Here is a 15,551-nt window from a genome sequence, read left to right as displayed (position 1 = left end):
GCATCCTATACTAGGTACTAAGATGCTTTTGTTGATATTTATCTAATATTATATATACCTAAAAAGCCTATTAATCCGCCAAATATAACGGAACCAATTCCTACAATTAAAAGCTGTCCAAATAACTTCTGTTTATCTTTACTTTCCGTAGCTGCTGCTAAAGTCAGAGCTCCTAATGTAGATAAAGGACTAAAAGTAACCATGTGAGCCCCTACAACTATGGAATTTATAAGTGAGTATGGATTTACATTTCCTCCAACCTGTTCTACAATTTTAGGAACTGTCGGTATTAAAGTAGGAAGAACCACTCCAGATGCACTGGATACTGCCGACATCAAACCACTAGTTACAGCCATTATAGATGAAGCAGTCTTTTCAGTCATTATGCTTGCAAGGAAGCTAGAAAGCATATCTATTCCACCAGCTATTGTGACTACATTCACTAGCATTGCTACTCCAGATACTAGCAATAAAGTAGACCAAGGTATTGCAGCTATTGCATCTTTTTCATCAACAGTGTTTAGTAGAAGAAGTATGACCGCTCCAGAAAAAGCAGTAAGTCCTATGTCCCATTTGAAAATCAATATTCCTACTATTACCATTAATATAACTATTAACGTTTTCTTTTGTTCTTTATTAAAAGTATGTGAGGATTCCTTTCCAATATCCTTTTTTGAAAGCTTATATCCTCCAAAAACTATATATAATACTACCCCCAAAATTAATGACACTACTAGAGTACTTAAAAAAACACTTCTAGCTGTATCCAACCCCTGCTCTGCCCCAAGAGTATTTGCTATAATCCCTGCTGAGGCTAATGGTGACAATCCTCCTGCTATTGCCCCTGATACAACCATAGTAGCCATAAGAATTTCTGGTATATTTTCATCCTTAGCTAATTTCATAGCTATTGGTGACATTAGAGCTGTAACTACTATTGCTCCTGGTCCAAGACCAGATATTATAGCTGTCATTATAAAAAATATAATAGGTAAAAGCTTAGTATTTCCCTTAGCTAGGGAAGACACCTTTTTTGATATTAACTCCAAAGTTCCGTTTACTTTAGCTATACTAAATAGGAAGGTCATTCCTAGTAATATAAAAAATAAGTTTGTTGGCCATCCATTTATAATTTCCTTTCCCTTTAGACCTATCATAAAATGTCCAACGGCAAAGGCAAATAAAATACCTACTAATCCTGTGTTTATTTTCTTTTTAAAGCCTATAAATATGGCTAACACTAAAGCAATAAGTGTCACAATTTGAATATTCATTTAATACACCCCCTATATAATTTTTTAACCACCAAAGAACATCAAAAGTGCTCCTGCTGCTACTGCTGAGCCTATTACTCCTGCTACGTTTGGTCCCATTGCATGCATTAGTAAAAAGTTTGATGGGTTTTCTTCTTGTCCTACTTTTTGTGCTACTCTGGCTGCCATTGGTACTGCTGATACTCCTGCTGCTCCTATTAGTGGATTCACTTTTCCTCCGGTTAGCTTGTACATTATCTTTCCAAATATTACTCCTGTTGCTGTTCCTATTGAGAAGGCTATTAGCCCTAGTGCTATTATTTTTAGTGTTCCTAGGTTCCAGAAGGCTTCTGCTGTGGCTGTGGCTCCTACTGTTATTCCTAGGAATATTACTATTATGTTCATTAGTTCGTTTTGAGCTGTTTTTGATAGTCTTTCTACTACTCCGCTTTCTCTTATTAGGTTTCCTAGCATTAGGAAGCCTACTAGGGTTGCTGCTGATGGTAATAGTAGTGATACTAGTATTGTTACTACTATTGGGAATAGTATTCTTTCTGTTTTTGATACTGGTCTTAGTTGTTCCATTTTTACTTGTCTTTCTTTTTTGGTTGTTAGTGCTCTCATTATTGGCGGCTGTATTATTGGTACTAATGCCATGTATGAGTAGGCTGCTACTGCTATTGGCCCTAGTAGGTCTGGTGCTAGTTTGCTTGTTAGGTATAGTGCTGTTGGTCCGTCTGCTCCTCCTATTATTCCTATGGAAGCTGCTTCTGGTCCTGTGAAGCCTAGTACTATTGCTCCTACAAATGTGAAGAATATTCCAAATTGTGCTGCTGCTCCTAATAGTATGCTTCTTGGGTTTGCTATTAGTGGGCCGAAGTCTGTCATTGCTCCTACTCCTAGGAATATTAGTGGTGGATATATTCCTAGTTTTACTCCTTGGTATAGGTAGTATAGTAGTCCTCCTACTTGCTTTGTTTTGGATACTAATTCTCCTGTGTTTGGATCTCTTATTATTTCTACTATTGGTCCTTCTGTTAGTCCTCCTAGTGGTAGGTTGGCTAGCAGCATTCCGAAGGCTATTGGTAATAGTAGTAGTGGCTCAAATCCTTTTTTTATTGCTAGGTAAAGTAATATTAATGATATTCCTATCATTATTAAATGTCCTGATGTTAGTGCGGCGAAGCCTGTGCTTTGCCAGAATCCTTTTAACATTTCTAAAAACATCTAGAATACCTCTCTTTCGGATGTGTTTTTGCTTATTCTAGTGATACTAGTGGATCTCCTACGTTTACTGATGATCCTTTTGTTGTGTTTATTGCTGTTACTTTTCCGTCTCTTGGTGACATTATTTCGTTTTCCATTTTCATTGCTTCTAGTATTAGTAGTACTTGTCCTTTTTTGACTGTGTCTCCTTGTTTTACTTTTATGTCTAGTATTGTTCCTGGCATTGGTGCTTCTACTATTTCTGCTCCTTGTGGTACTGCTTGTGCTGGTTTTGCTTCTGCTTTTGGTGCTGCTGGGGCTGGCGCTGCTTTTGGCTGTGCTGGTTGTGCTGCTGGTGCTGGGCTTGATATTGTTTGTTGTGCTTGTCCGCCTATTTCTTCTACTTCTACTTCGTAGCTTTTTCCGTTCACATTTACTATAAATTTTTTCATTATGGTGCCTCCTTATATCTTTTTGTGGTTGTTTTGTTATTTGTTTGTTGTTTATTTGTTATTTATTTATCATTTCTTGTCTTGATATGCTGCCCCATACTGGTGTGGTTTGGGGTATTCTTATTATGTTTTTGACTACTATGTTGTTTGCTGGTTTTGATAGCATGGCTGCTATGCTTGCTGTTATTACTGCTATTAGTTCTGTGTCTTCTTCTTGGTTGGTTGTTTTTTCTACTATTGGGCTAGTTACTTGTTTGTTTGCTTCGTCTATAGGCTCGGTTTTACTTTTATTTTTTTTTTCTAGATTGTTTGTAATTAGTCTGAATCCATCTATTGTGAAGGATAGTATTATTAATGCTGCGAATACTAGTAGCATACTAAATGCTGTTATGATTAATGAGTCGTTTACTGTTATTATTTCTGGAAATACCATTTTTTTCACCTCTTTATAAAGGCATGTTGCCATGTTTTTTTGATGGTAAGCTTTGGCGCTTGCTTGATAGCATGTCTAGTGCGCTTATTATTCTCTGTCTTGTTGTTTGTGGTTCTATTACGTCGTCTATATAACCTCTGGCTGCTGCTATATATGGGTTGGATATTGTGTCTCTGTATTCTTTTATTTTTTCTGCTCTTGTGGTTGCTGGGTTTTCTGCTTTTTCTATGTCTTTTTTGAATATTATGTTGGCTGCTCCTTCTGGTCCCATTACTGCTATTTCTGCTGTTGGCCATGCTAGGACTATGTCTGCGTTTAGGTGTCTTGAGCACATTGCTATATAGGCTCCGCCGTAAGCTTTTCTTGTTATTACTGTTATTTTTGGTACTGTTGCTTCGCTGTATGCGTATAGCATTTTTGCTCCGTGTCTTATTATTCCTCCGTATTCTTGGTCTGTTCCTGGTAGAAAGCCTGGTACGTCTACTAATGTTAGTAGGGGTATGTTAAATGCGTCACAGGTTCTTATGAATCTTGCTGCTTTGTCTGAGGCATTTATGTCTAGACAGCCTGCTAGTACTTTTGGCTGGCTTGCTATTATTCCTACTGATTTTCCGTTTAGTCTTATGAAGCCTGTTAGTATGTTTTGTGCAAAGTATGGCTGAACTTCTAGGTAGTCTCCGTTGTCTGCTAGTGCTGTTATTATTTCTTTCATGTCGTATGGTTTGTTTGGGTTGTCTGGTATTATTTCGTTTAGTTTTTCTTCTAGTCTGTTTAGGTCGTCTCCTGTTTCGAATATTGGTGCGTCTTCTAGGTTGTTTGATGGAAGGTAGCTTAGTAGTGTTTTTATTCTTTGTACTGTTTCTTGTTCTGTGCTATCTATAAAGTGTGCTACTCCGCTTGTTCTGTTGTGTGTCATTGCTCCGCCTAGTTCTTCTTGGGTTACGTTTTCTCCTGTTACTGTTTTTATTACTTGTGGTCCTGTTATGAACATCATGCTGGTTTTGTCTGTCATGAATATGAAGTCTGTTAGGGCTGGTGAGTATACTGCTCCTCCTGCACATGGTCCCATTATTACTGATATTTGTGGGATTACTCCTGAGGCTATGGTGTTTCTGTAGAATATGTTGCCGTAGCCTGCTAGTGCGTCTACTCCTTCTTGTATTCTGGCTCCGCCTGAATCGTTAAAGCCTACTAATGGTGCTCCCATTTTTAGTGCCATGTCTTGTACTTTGCATATTTTTGCTGCATGCATTTCTCCTAATGAGCCGCCTATTACTGTAAAGTCTTGGGCATATGAGAATACTAGTCTGCCGTTTACTGTTCCGTAGCCTGATACTACTCCTTCTCCTGGTGATTTTGTTTTTTCCATTCCAAAGTTTGTACATCTGTGTTCTACAAAAGTATCTACTTCTATGAAGCTTCCTTCATCGAATAATAGGTTTAACCTTTCTCTTGCTGTTAGTTTTCCTTTTTCGTGTTGCTTTGCTATTTTGTCTTTTCCGCCTCCTTCAGCTATTTTTTCTTTTGCTGAACGTAGCTGGTCTAACTTGATGTTTGACATTTAAAGACCCTCCTTTTTAAATAACTCCTTGTTCCCTTAAGTTCTGTATTTCTTCTTCACTTAGGTTTAATTTTTCTTTTAAAATCTCTTCTGTATGTTGACCAAGCATTGGCGCACATGTTCTTATTGTTCCTGGAGTCTCTGAAAGCTTAACAGGAATTCCAGGCATTTTAAATTTGCCCGCTTTTGGATGCTCTGTTTCAACTATCATGTCTCTTGCTAAAACCTGAGGATTAGTTACAACTTTATCTATTGTATTGATTTCAGTAGCAGGAATATCCTCATTGTCAAACACAGATAACCATTTGTCTGTACATTCAGATTTAAGAATTTCAGCTACTATTGGCCTCAAGCTTTTATAATTTTTAGTTCTCAGTCCATTAGTTTTAAACTCTTCTTGCTCAATAAGCTCTTCTCTTCCAGCAACCTTACAGAATTTAGCCCACAACCTGTCATTTCCTATTGCAATCATAATCTTTCCATCCTTTGTATCAAAAGACTCAAAAGGAGTTATTGAAGGATGTCTATTTCCTATTGGCTTTGGTGCCTCTCCATTAATGAAGTATCTAGCTATGGCATTTTCAAGCACTGCTACTTGACAATCTAACATGGCTACATCTACTTTTTGTCCCTTACCTGTTTTCTCTCTGCTGTATAAGGCTGTAAGAACTCCTGTAGCTGTAAATATACCTGCTATAATATCTCCAATAGAAGCTCCTACCCTTGTTGGCTCTCCATTTTCTGCACCTGTTATACTCATTACTCCGCCCATAGCCTGTACTATGGCATCATAAGCAGGCTTTTTCATATAAGGACCGCTGTGACCAAATCCTGAACAAGCTGCATAAATAATATCTGGATTTATTTCTTTTAAAACGTCGTATCCCACTCCTAATTTTTCCATAGTGCCTGGTTTATAATTTTCTACAATTACATCAAAATCTTTTACTAGCTCTTTTAAAATCTTCTTCCCTTCTTCAGTTTTAAGATTTAATGTCATGCTTTTTTTATTTCTGTTAATGCTCATAAAATATGCACTTTCACCTTCAACAAAAGGTCCGAAAGCTCTAGAATCGTCACCTGCTGTTGGCACCTCTATTTTCAAAACATCAGCACCCATATCAGCCAGCATCATCGTACAATAAGGTCCTGCCAGCACCCTAGTTAAATCAAGAATTTTAACACCTTTTAAAGCCATCATAGTATTACCTCCTTATATTTTTTCAATTACTCATATTGCATGAATTATGCCAATGAATTTTATATCTCAGAGTCCGATATTTGCTAAGTTCAATACTTTTCAAAAAATAAAATAGTGGTAAATTTTGAGCCTTGTAGCTTCAAAATTTACCACTATTATCAATAATATTATTTTCTTTCTATTTTGTACTTTTCTATTTTTCGCCTTAAAGTACTCCTTGAAATTTCTAATTCTTCTGCCGTTTTTAAAATATTCCATTCATTTTTTTCTAAAGAAGAAAATATTATTTCTTTCTCCGACCATTCAAGGAGGGATTTTTTTTCTTTTTGCTCGCCGTAGCTTTCCGTGATTTCCTTAGGCAAATCCTTCAATGAAACTGTTTGTTCATTACAAAAAATGCATATTCTCTCTATTGCATTTTTCAATTCTCTTATATTTCCAGGCCAACTATAGTTAAGCATTACTTTCATAGCTTCTTTATCAAGTCCTGCAATCGTTTTATTTAGCTTAAAATTATATTCATCTAAAAAAGATTGGATGAGCAAGGGTATCTCTTCTTTTCTCTCCCTAAGAGCTGGAATCTGTATTAGAATCACATTTAATCTGTAATACAAATCTTTTCTAAAATTCCCTTTATTCACTTCCTCCTTTAAATCCTTATTTGTCGCTGCAATAACGGTAGCATTAAATTCAACTTCCTCTACACTTCCTACAGCTCTATATTTCTTTTCTTGTAAAACTCTCAAAAGCTTTGCCTGAAGAGTTAAATCCATTTCTCCAATTTCATCTAAAAAAAGAATTCCTCCATCAGCTTTTCCTATAAGCCCTATCTTTTTTTCAGCGGCGCCTGTAAAGGCACCTTTTTCATGGCCAAACAATTCACTTTCCTGTAAGGTCTTAGGTATTGCAGCACAATTCAACGCAATAAAAGACTTTTCTTCTCCTTTACCCTTGTGAATAAGCTTTGCCACTATCTCTTTTCCTGTTCCGCTTTCCCCTTGAATCAATATACAAGTGTCCATACTTAATCTAGAAATTGTACCTATTGTACTTCTAATCTCTTCAATAGCATTACTTTTACCTATCAGTTCAACCTCATAGGATTGCTTATCTAACTGCTCTTTCATATCTATGTATTTGCAAGCATTTTCCACAGCTTGACTTATCTCTTTTAGAGAAAAAGGCTTAGTATAATAATCATAGGCCCCTATTTTCATAGCTTTTACAGCTAATCTTACTTCTCCTAAATATGTTATCATTATCACTATACAATTTGGATCTAATTTCTTCATGTTTTTTAGGACTTCTATGCCATCTATCCCAGGTAATTTTATATCTACAATAGCTAATTTAGGGGAATGAGCCTTGAAAAGCTCTAGTCCTTCCTCTCCCGTCTCTGCATCGTACACTTCAAGACCAAGCTTTCGTAAACTAGTTTTAAGTGAAAACCTTATGCTTTTTTCGTCATCAATTATCAGTATCTTCATACATCTTCCCCCATTACTTTTTTAATTCTATTGTAATTTTGGTGCCCTTGCCAAATTCACTTTTGACTGAGATAACACCTTCGTGCTCTTTAATTATTTTAAAAGTACTTGGAAGCCCAAGGCCTGTCCCACCTTTTTTAGACGTATAAAAGGGTTCAAATAATTTGCTCATATCTTCTTCTTGTATTCCCACTCCATTATCAATTATATGAATGCTCACTTTATTTATATATTCTTCAACAATGATTGATATAATTCCTTCTTCATCTACAGCCTGTATGCTATTAACCAAAATATTAATTAGCGCTTGCTTTATATTAGCTCTGTTTATTCTTGCCATACACTTTTCTTTAGCTATATAATTCTTTTCAAGCTTAATGCCTTTATTTATAATCTCAGGTTTAAGTAAACTTACTACATCCTCTACAAGGTTTATTATGTTAGTTGGTTTTCTATCTATGCTGGCCTCTCTTGAAAAGCTTAAGAAATTCACAATAAGATCGTTTAAGTCTTTTATCTCTTCGTTCAACATTTTAAATATTTCTTCCCTTAATCCTTCGTCATCCAAATTAGCATTTAAGATTTCTAATAAGTTTCCCATTCCTGCTAATGGATTTCCAATATCATGTATCAACGCTGCTGATAGTTCTCCTAAAATATGTATTCTGTCTAGCTTTTTCAGTTCTTCCTCCATTTTTTTCGCCCTAGATACATCGTTAAAAAGGTATATGATTCCAATTACTTTTAGATTATCGTCAAGTACTGGAGAAATAGAAATATTAATAGGAATAGTATCCCCGCTGGCTTTTCTTACATTTCTTTCTAGGTTTACTATTATCTTTTCTCCATTTAAGATTTCTTTAGTAACCTTGTCTAAAAAAATACCTGTATCTTCAAAAAAAATAAATATGTCATTTCCTATATAATCCTCTCTCTTAAACCCAGTTATTTCTTCAGCAGCATTATTAAAAATAGTTATGATATTATTTTCATCAATAGCTACTATTCCACTTACAAGACTTTTAAGAATATTATCTAGATACTGTCTAATTTGATTTTCTCTATTATAAGATTCCTTGAGCCTATTCATATTTTCCTTGAGCTTTATACTCATATCATTAAAAGCAACGGCTAACTCCCCTACCTCATCATTAGACTCTATAAGGATAAGATCAACATTCTCATGATTATACCCTAGCTTTCTAACTTCCTTAACTAGCTTTTCCAATGGACTAGATATTTTTTGTGCAAACATTAATCCTATAGTCAAGGTAGCAGCAATGATTAGTAATGATATATCTCTTAGTTTTGACTTAAGCCATGTCATTTCTTTAAGAATTGCTTTTTCAGATTGTTCAGCTAATATCATCCAACTTACTTCTTCTACGAAGCTTACTGCACTGTAATATTCTTCATTACCTTTTCTGTATTTCAGTATATCTTTTATATTGCCTTGCATGACTTCATATAGCGTAGATTCTGTATTTTTAAATGATACTGTATAATTTTCTATTTTATTAAGTGTCTTTATATTCTTTATATCTGGGTCAATTAATAAGGTTCCCCTCTGATCCACAACATATATTTTACCATCAAAGTTATTTTGTATTTCCTCTATTACTTGTTTAATATTTGACAAAGGTATGCCAGCCCCTATTATTCCTATTACCTTTCCATTTCTATCGAAAACTGGGGCAGCAATGAGAAAGTGTAGCTGTCCTAGTACTCTACTTACGTGTAGATTGCTTATATATGAGTCCTTAGTATTCATAACCATCTCAAAATAATCCCTATCAGAATAATTATATTCAGCATAGGCCTTTGTATTTTCAGGTTTAGAAAAGAGCATGTTTCCTTTCATATCTAGAAGAAACATTAAGTCGAAGTACTTAAAGTTATCATAAGTCCTAAACATTTCCGCCTTTATTTTTTCAATATCATAGTGATTTTCAGTTGCATAATTAGCAGCAGTATTAACCGTTTCTTTTGCATTCTGAAGATAAAGGTATATATGTTTCTCTAACATATCTGAAATTGTTAAATTCTTTTTTAAAATATCATCTTTAATGTGTTTTGACGTAACATTCTGTATCAAAAACACTGTGATAAAAAGAGAACTTATAGAAAACATCACTATTACTAAAGGAATTTTGATCTTTAAGCTTATCTTCTTTATATCCTGCACCCCCTTAGCACATAATAAAGTAACTCCTAGTTAAACCAAATGCTGACTTCATCTAAATATTTTACATATGACTAAGTTACTGGAACTGAGTTTGTTATTTTGGAAATGATACAATTTCTAATCCCTCTTGTATGAGTAAGATTTTCGAAACTGATAAATATTGGATAGACTAGCTTAATATTATTATAGATAATACTTAAATATATTACAATAAACTATTTAACGGAACAGATGCTTCCCAGCTAAATAAAGCTACTCCAAACACTAGCCAAGGAATCTAGTATCTGGATTGTACTTTATAGCTAGTAACACTAGTATTCTTCATACTGACAGAAAAACTACTAGCAATTATACTAGTAGCTTTTATTCATTAACTATTCACTAATGTCCTTACTTCATTCACTAGGGCTTTAATCCTAATTTCAATTAATTCTAAATCATTATCCCTTGGATTTCCTTTAAACTCCACTGGCTCTAAGAAATCCCATTTCATACAATACTTATCCATGATATAATCTAATTCTTTTTGAGCTCCACCTGACCAGCCGTAAGAACCAAATCTAAAGGCTTTTCTGTTAAATACCTTTTTCTTTCCCAGCTCTTCTAAAGCTGCTGCTAACGGAGGAAACATCTTATATTCATAGGTAGGCATAGCAAGGATTATTCCTGTTGATGTCCAAGCTGATGCTAGTATTGTTCCCCATGAAGTATCTGGAACACGATGGACATGGAATTTGATTTTTTCTTGTTCTAGTACCTTAATGGCATGATTCACTGCTTTTTCTGTCATTCCATACATAGATCCCCAGATTATTGTTATTTCATCCTTCGCTGGACCTTTTTGATAGGATGCGTATCTAGAGTAATCTTCTACAATCTTGTTAGGATTTTTTCTCCAGACTATTCCATGACCGGGTGCGATAATCTTTACAGGCAGAGCAGAACACTTATCAATTGCCTTTTTAACTGGCATTGAAAAAGCTGCTACGATATTTGAATAATATCTTACTGCTTCTTTTTCATAAAAATCAATTTCATCATCACCAAGTGCATCATCATAATTTGAATCTGTAACACTACCAAATGAGCCAAAGGCATCGCATGAAAATAAGGTTCCTGTCAGTGTATCAAAAGTAATCATTGTATCTGGCCAATGTACATTAGGTATTTCAAAAAATTTAAGTATATGATTGTTTCCCAAATCTAAAACATCATTGTCTGTAACACAGGTGATATCCTCTGTATGTCCATAAAAGGCACCTAATAATTCTGAGGCTTTTTCACTGCATATGATCTTAAAGCTTGAGTTTATTTTCTTAAAATCTTCAATCCACCCAGAATGATCTGGTTCCATATGGTTTATTATCAAGTATTCAATAGTTTCTGGTGCAATATTAAGTTTATCTAATAATGCAAACAGACTTTCTGGAACTCCATCCCAACCACATACTCCATCTACAATTGCTGTTTTTTCTCCTTTAATTATATATGAATTTAGTGAAACCCCATTTGGAATTTCCCATAGACCTTCAAATAATATGTTATCTACATTCACAGAAAGCTGATAAATATCTTCAGCAACCTTTGTTACATTCATAAATAGCCCCTCCTAGCAACATCACAAAATAACTTTCATTATATATATATTATAAAATATATCCTTAATATCTGCATTTTTATCGTTTTTCTATTATATATTTCTTTTACCCTCTATTTCCAGTATTAATCAATCAGTTCATTTGACACTATTATCTAGCAATCACTGGAGACACTAATATTATTCAGTTATACTATACAAACATAAATAGCAGGCCTTACTAGCCTGCTATTTATATTTTTTCCCATTATTAACTGTTTGAAGATATCTTTCTTTGAAACTCTTCCTTTGCCCTTTCTCTTAAATCTGGTGAAGTGAGGTAATCAAAGGTAGTCAAGGCCATAGCTTTAGCTCCTATAATCATTCCTTCAAATCCCTCTTCTGAATTGCTTGCCTTTTTGAAGTCCTCTGTATGACCTACCAGCTTTTCGCTTCCTATCTTGATATAAGGAGCAATAGTAGGACATACGTAGCTTACATTCCCTGCGTCCCATGCATAGTTTGCTTCTTCTCTTTCAATATAATCTACACCTAATACATTAAGTGCATTTCTAAAAGCAAGAGATAATTCATGGTTGGGGATTAAATCCTCATATATTCTTTTCTCCATGTCTATTTTGTAATTACAGCCTGTAACCATTGCCGCAGCTTTTATGCAGTTCTCCACTTTATCCATTACATTCAATAATACATTTCTTCTATCAGCTCTAATGCTTAACTTAACAACACATTTGTCTGGAATAGTATTTACTGTAATTCCTCCTTCAGTAATAATCGGGTTGACAATTACTCTAGGTAAAAACTGCTGACGAATAGCATTTATATTGTTTATAGTTAATAACCCAGCTGTTAATGCATTAATCCATTCATGAGGAGGCCCCCCTGCATGAGCTGCTTTTCCAGTAAATATCACTTCTATGGATGCTGAAGCAACTAATAGCCTCTCCACTATTGTCCTTCCCTCTGCATGGCAGATCATTGCTGCATCTATATTTTCAAATACGCCTTCTTCAATCAAAACTGCTTTACCACCTGAATTGGGTACTATACCTTCCTCTGCCGGTGTTCCAATTACCACCACACTTCCGTCTATTTTGTCAATTACCTTTGCTATTCCCAAAGCTGCTCCAATTGAAGCCACTGAAAACAGATTGTGTCCACATGCGTGTCCAATCTCAGGTAATGCATCATATTCTGACATTATGGCTATTCTAGGCCCTTCCCCTTTTCCTTTTTTAACAGCAGTAAATGCAGTAGCTACATTCCCCACATCTCTCTGTATTTCAAATCCTTCTTTTTCTAATACACTTATTAGAATATCTTTAGCTTTAAACTCTTCATAGCCTATTTCTGGATTGTTCCATATATACTTTGATGTTTCAATTAACTCTTGTTTCTTGTCTTCTATCTCGTCAATTATTTCTTTCATCAATTGTTCTTTTTCTCTTAATTTCATTGTAAACCTCCTCGTTAATTTACTATAAGCTCATAAAAGTTCCTGGTCCTAATGGTAAATTCAGCAATGACCATACTATTAATAGCAATGTCCAAGCTACAAGATAAACTAATGCATATGGAATCATTGTAGAAATTACAGTACCTAGGCCAGATCTTTTATCAAAACGTTGAGCACAAATTATTATAAATGGTAAAAATGGTTCAAGTGGTGATATACAGTTTGTTACTGAGTCAGCTATACGATATGCTGCCTGTGTATAGGCTGGTGAAAGCTCAACCTGCATGAACATAGGAACAAATATTGGTGCAAGCAATGCCCATTTAGCTGAAGAGCTTCCTATTAGGAAATTGATTAGCGAAACAAAAATAATAAATGCAATAACTAAAGGAATACCTACAAAGCCGCTTGTATTGAGGAACTCTGCACCTTTTACCGCCAACAACAATCCTAGATTACTATAAGCAAAGAATTCAACAAATTGTGCAGCAAAGAAGCATAATACTATAAATCCTGCAAAAGATTTCATTGAATCAGTCATATACTTTACGACATCGTTAGAATTTTTTATTGTTTTAGCACCAATTCCATATGCTAATGCTGCAAGCACAAACCATACGAGTAAAATAGGTATCATTGATGAAATGAATGGAGATGGAACTACAGTTCCAAGAACAGGATCCCTTAGTAAGCCATTTTTAGGTACAACCATTAAAGCTATTAATATAAAATATAATATAGTTACTATTCCTGCATACTTTAAACCTTTTCTTTCTTCTTCTGTGATTACCATTAATCCTTCTTCGTCTCCATTATCTGCATCACTAGCATACTCAGGCTCGTATTTTCCAAGCCTTGGTTCTACAATCTTTTCAGTTACAAATACACCTACCAAAGAAAGTACTACTGTTGAGGCAATCATAAAGAACCAGTTTACAGCCGGATGAACTAAATATTCCGGATTTATAATTTGTGATGCCTTTTCTGTAATTCCTGAAAGTAATATGTCAGTTGGAGTTATTAAAAGATTTGCACTTAATCCTGCAGCAACTCCTGAAAATCCAGCAGCTATACCTGCTATAGGATGTCTTTTCAATGTTTTAAATATAAGTCCTCCAAGTGGTGGAATAACTACAAAGGTAGCACTTCCTGCAATATTTCCCATAATGCCAGAAAATACAACTATGAAAGTCACTAATGTCTTAGGCGCTCCTACTATTACCTTTCTCAGCATTGTTCTTAGTAGACCAGCTTCTTCTGCTAAACCTAATCCTATCATCATTACTAAAACCATACCTAATGGAGGGAATTTAGTAAAATTCTTCACTACATTGTCCAATATCCATATCAGGCCTTCTCTTGTAGCTAAGCTCTTAACTACCTCTTCATTTCCAGTTCCCGGGTGAACTACTTTGGTTCCTGCCGCCATAGCTGAAACTATTACCACAATTAAAGCCATTATCATGAAAATATAGATTGGATGTGGCAGCTTATTCCCAATTCTTTCTAATGAATTCAGCAATCCTTTCTCTTGTTCATTTTTCCTAGGCATTTTACTTCCCCCTTTTCTTTTATTGATAATGAGTTTTTTATTAATAATTGCAAAGTCACAATTATTTTCTTTTTATTGAGTATGAACAACTTATATAGTATCAAAACAGTCATTTTGGAAACCGTTTTTAGCTTTATAGTTTCCAATAGGTGTCATTATCCTCAGTGAAAAATTGCACATATATCAATATCATATGCTATTTAAAACAGTTTTAAGCTAGTTACATGTTTTTTAAACAATTAGCAAAAATAATATGGATAACGTTTTCATTGCTTATATTCTAAATAATATCTTTAGAAAAATTATATCACGAAACCAAAAATAAATAAATAGTTTTTCAAAGGGAATTTTGTGGAAGTTTATATGTTTTTATGCCAGAGCTCTTATTCTTATGTAATATAAACTATGGTATAATATTATAAGATTCTTTAAGAATATTAAGAAAGCAAATAAAAAAATTTTGCTATTAGAAGTGAGGTCATTACTTTGAAGGAAGATATAATAAATGAAGTATATAGGCTCTCCAATACATATGGACTAAAAAAGCTTACTATGTCTACACTTGCATCAAGTCTCAAGATAAGTAAGAAAACCATATACGAATACTTTGAGAGTAAGGATGAATTGATAAACGAAGTCCTAGACCATTATATAAAGAAAAATTATGACTCTCTTAATCATGAATTAAAGGAAAGCAGCAGCATAGTAGAACAGCTTAAAATAGTTTGCTTTTTATTTATTCCAAGGCCCTATGATTTTTATGAAAATAACATAAAAGAAATAGAATTGTACTATCCAGAAAAATATTCAGAATTACAAAAGCTTATGAAATATAAAACTGAAAAGCTAATCAACATATATTCTAAAGGTATAGAACTGGGCATATTTGAACCTAATATTAATCCCATAACCATAGCTTTTATTTCACAATCTTTTTTGAAAACTACGTACAATGAAAATATGCTAGATATGAATGAATCAAAAATACCATTGTTTGAAAGCTTTTACGAAATACTCCTCTATGGCTGTATAAAGAGGTAATAAAAAAATAAGCTGGCTATGAGGCTACTGAAAAAGTTCTTTTTGCCATCCTGAGTGCCTCTCATGCATTGAGAACATAAGATTCTTCGACTGAATCTCAGAATGACAAACAAAAAACAGACTTTTT

General features: G+C 34.3%; 12 protein-coding genes. 1 reads left to right on the top strand and 11 read right to left on the bottom strand.

What is annotated here, in order from left to right:
• Positions 1–38: 38 nt before the first annotated feature.
• The 11 genes from QO263_RS07540 to QO263_RS07490 form a co-directional block, all read right to left on the bottom strand.
• Positions 39–1,274 (bottom strand): SLC13 family permease, encoded by a 1,236-nt coding sequence (locus QO263_RS07540; RefSeq protein ID WP_285628361.1) that lies wholly within the window; start codon positions 1,272–1,274, stop codon positions 39–41.
• Between the two features lie 24 nt (positions 1,275–1,298).
• Entirely contained in the window at positions 1,299–2,480 is a 1,182-nt protein-coding gene (locus QO263_RS07535; RefSeq protein ID WP_285628358.1) for a sodium ion-translocating decarboxylase subunit beta, read from the bottom strand.
• Between the two features lie 32 nt (positions 2,481–2,512).
• Positions 2,513–2,911, bottom strand: coding sequence for a biotin/lipoyl-containing protein (locus tag QO263_RS07530; RefSeq protein WP_285628355.1), 399 nt, complete (start codon positions 2,909–2,911; stop codon positions 2,513–2,515).
• A 58-nt stretch (positions 2,912–2,969) separates the two neighbouring features.
• Positions 2,970–3,344, bottom strand: coding sequence for an OadG family protein (locus QO263_RS07525; protein ID WP_285628352.1), 375 nt, complete (start codon positions 3,342–3,344; stop codon positions 2,970–2,972).
• Between the two features lie 13 nt (positions 3,345–3,357).
• Positions 3,358–4,905 (bottom strand): acyl-CoA carboxylase subunit beta, encoded by a 1,548-nt coding sequence (locus QO263_RS07520; RefSeq protein ID WP_285628349.1) that lies wholly within the window; start codon positions 4,903–4,905, stop codon positions 3,358–3,360.
• 16 nt (positions 4,906–4,921) lie between these two features.
• On the bottom strand, positions 4,922–6,106 hold the full coding sequence (locus QO263_RS07515) for a CaiB/BaiF CoA transferase family protein (RefSeq protein ID WP_285628346.1): 1,185 nt from the start codon (positions 6,104–6,106) through the stop codon (positions 4,922–4,924).
• A gap of 167 nt (positions 6,107–6,273) precedes the next feature.
• Complete coding sequence (locus tag QO263_RS07510; protein ID WP_285628343.1) at positions 6,274–7,593, bottom strand: sigma-54-dependent transcriptional regulator; 1,320 nt, start codon at positions 7,591–7,593, stop codon at positions 6,274–6,276.
• A 13-nt stretch (positions 7,594–7,606) separates the two neighbouring features.
• Complete coding sequence (locus QO263_RS07505) at positions 7,607–9,778, bottom strand: PAS domain-containing sensor histidine kinase (protein WP_285628340.1); 2,172 nt, start codon at positions 9,776–9,778, stop codon at positions 7,607–7,609.
• Positions 9,779–10,148: 370 nt separating this feature from the next.
• Positions 10,149–11,375: an FprA family A-type flavoprotein gene (locus QO263_RS07500; RefSeq protein WP_285628337.1), complete on the bottom strand. Its 1,227-nt coding sequence runs from the start codon at positions 11,373–11,375 to the stop codon at positions 10,149–10,151.
• A 250-nt stretch (positions 11,376–11,625) separates the two neighbouring features.
• Positions 11,626–12,831 (bottom strand): M20 family metallopeptidase, encoded by a 1,206-nt coding sequence (locus QO263_RS07495; RefSeq protein ID WP_285628334.1) that lies wholly within the window; start codon positions 12,829–12,831, stop codon positions 11,626–11,628.
• 22 nt (positions 12,832–12,853) lie between these two features.
• Positions 12,854–14,383 (bottom strand): AbgT family transporter, encoded by a 1,530-nt coding sequence (locus QO263_RS07490; protein WP_285628331.1) that lies wholly within the window; start codon positions 14,381–14,383, stop codon positions 12,854–12,856.
• A 486-nt stretch (positions 14,384–14,869) separates the two neighbouring features.
• Between QO263_RS07490 and QO263_RS07485 the strand changes: the two genes are divergently transcribed.
• Complete coding sequence (locus QO263_RS07485) at positions 14,870–15,424, top strand: TetR/AcrR family transcriptional regulator (protein WP_285628327.1); 555 nt, start codon at positions 14,870–14,872, stop codon at positions 15,422–15,424.
• Positions 15,425–15,551: the final 127 nt, after the last annotated feature.

The organism is Proteiniborus sp. MB09-C3 (assembly GCF_030263895.1).
GTDB lineage: Bacteria > Bacillota > Clostridia > Tissierellales > Proteiniboraceae > Proteiniborus.
Note: the sequence above shows the minus strand (reverse complement) of the source record. Positions and strands in the feature narration are given on the sequence as shown.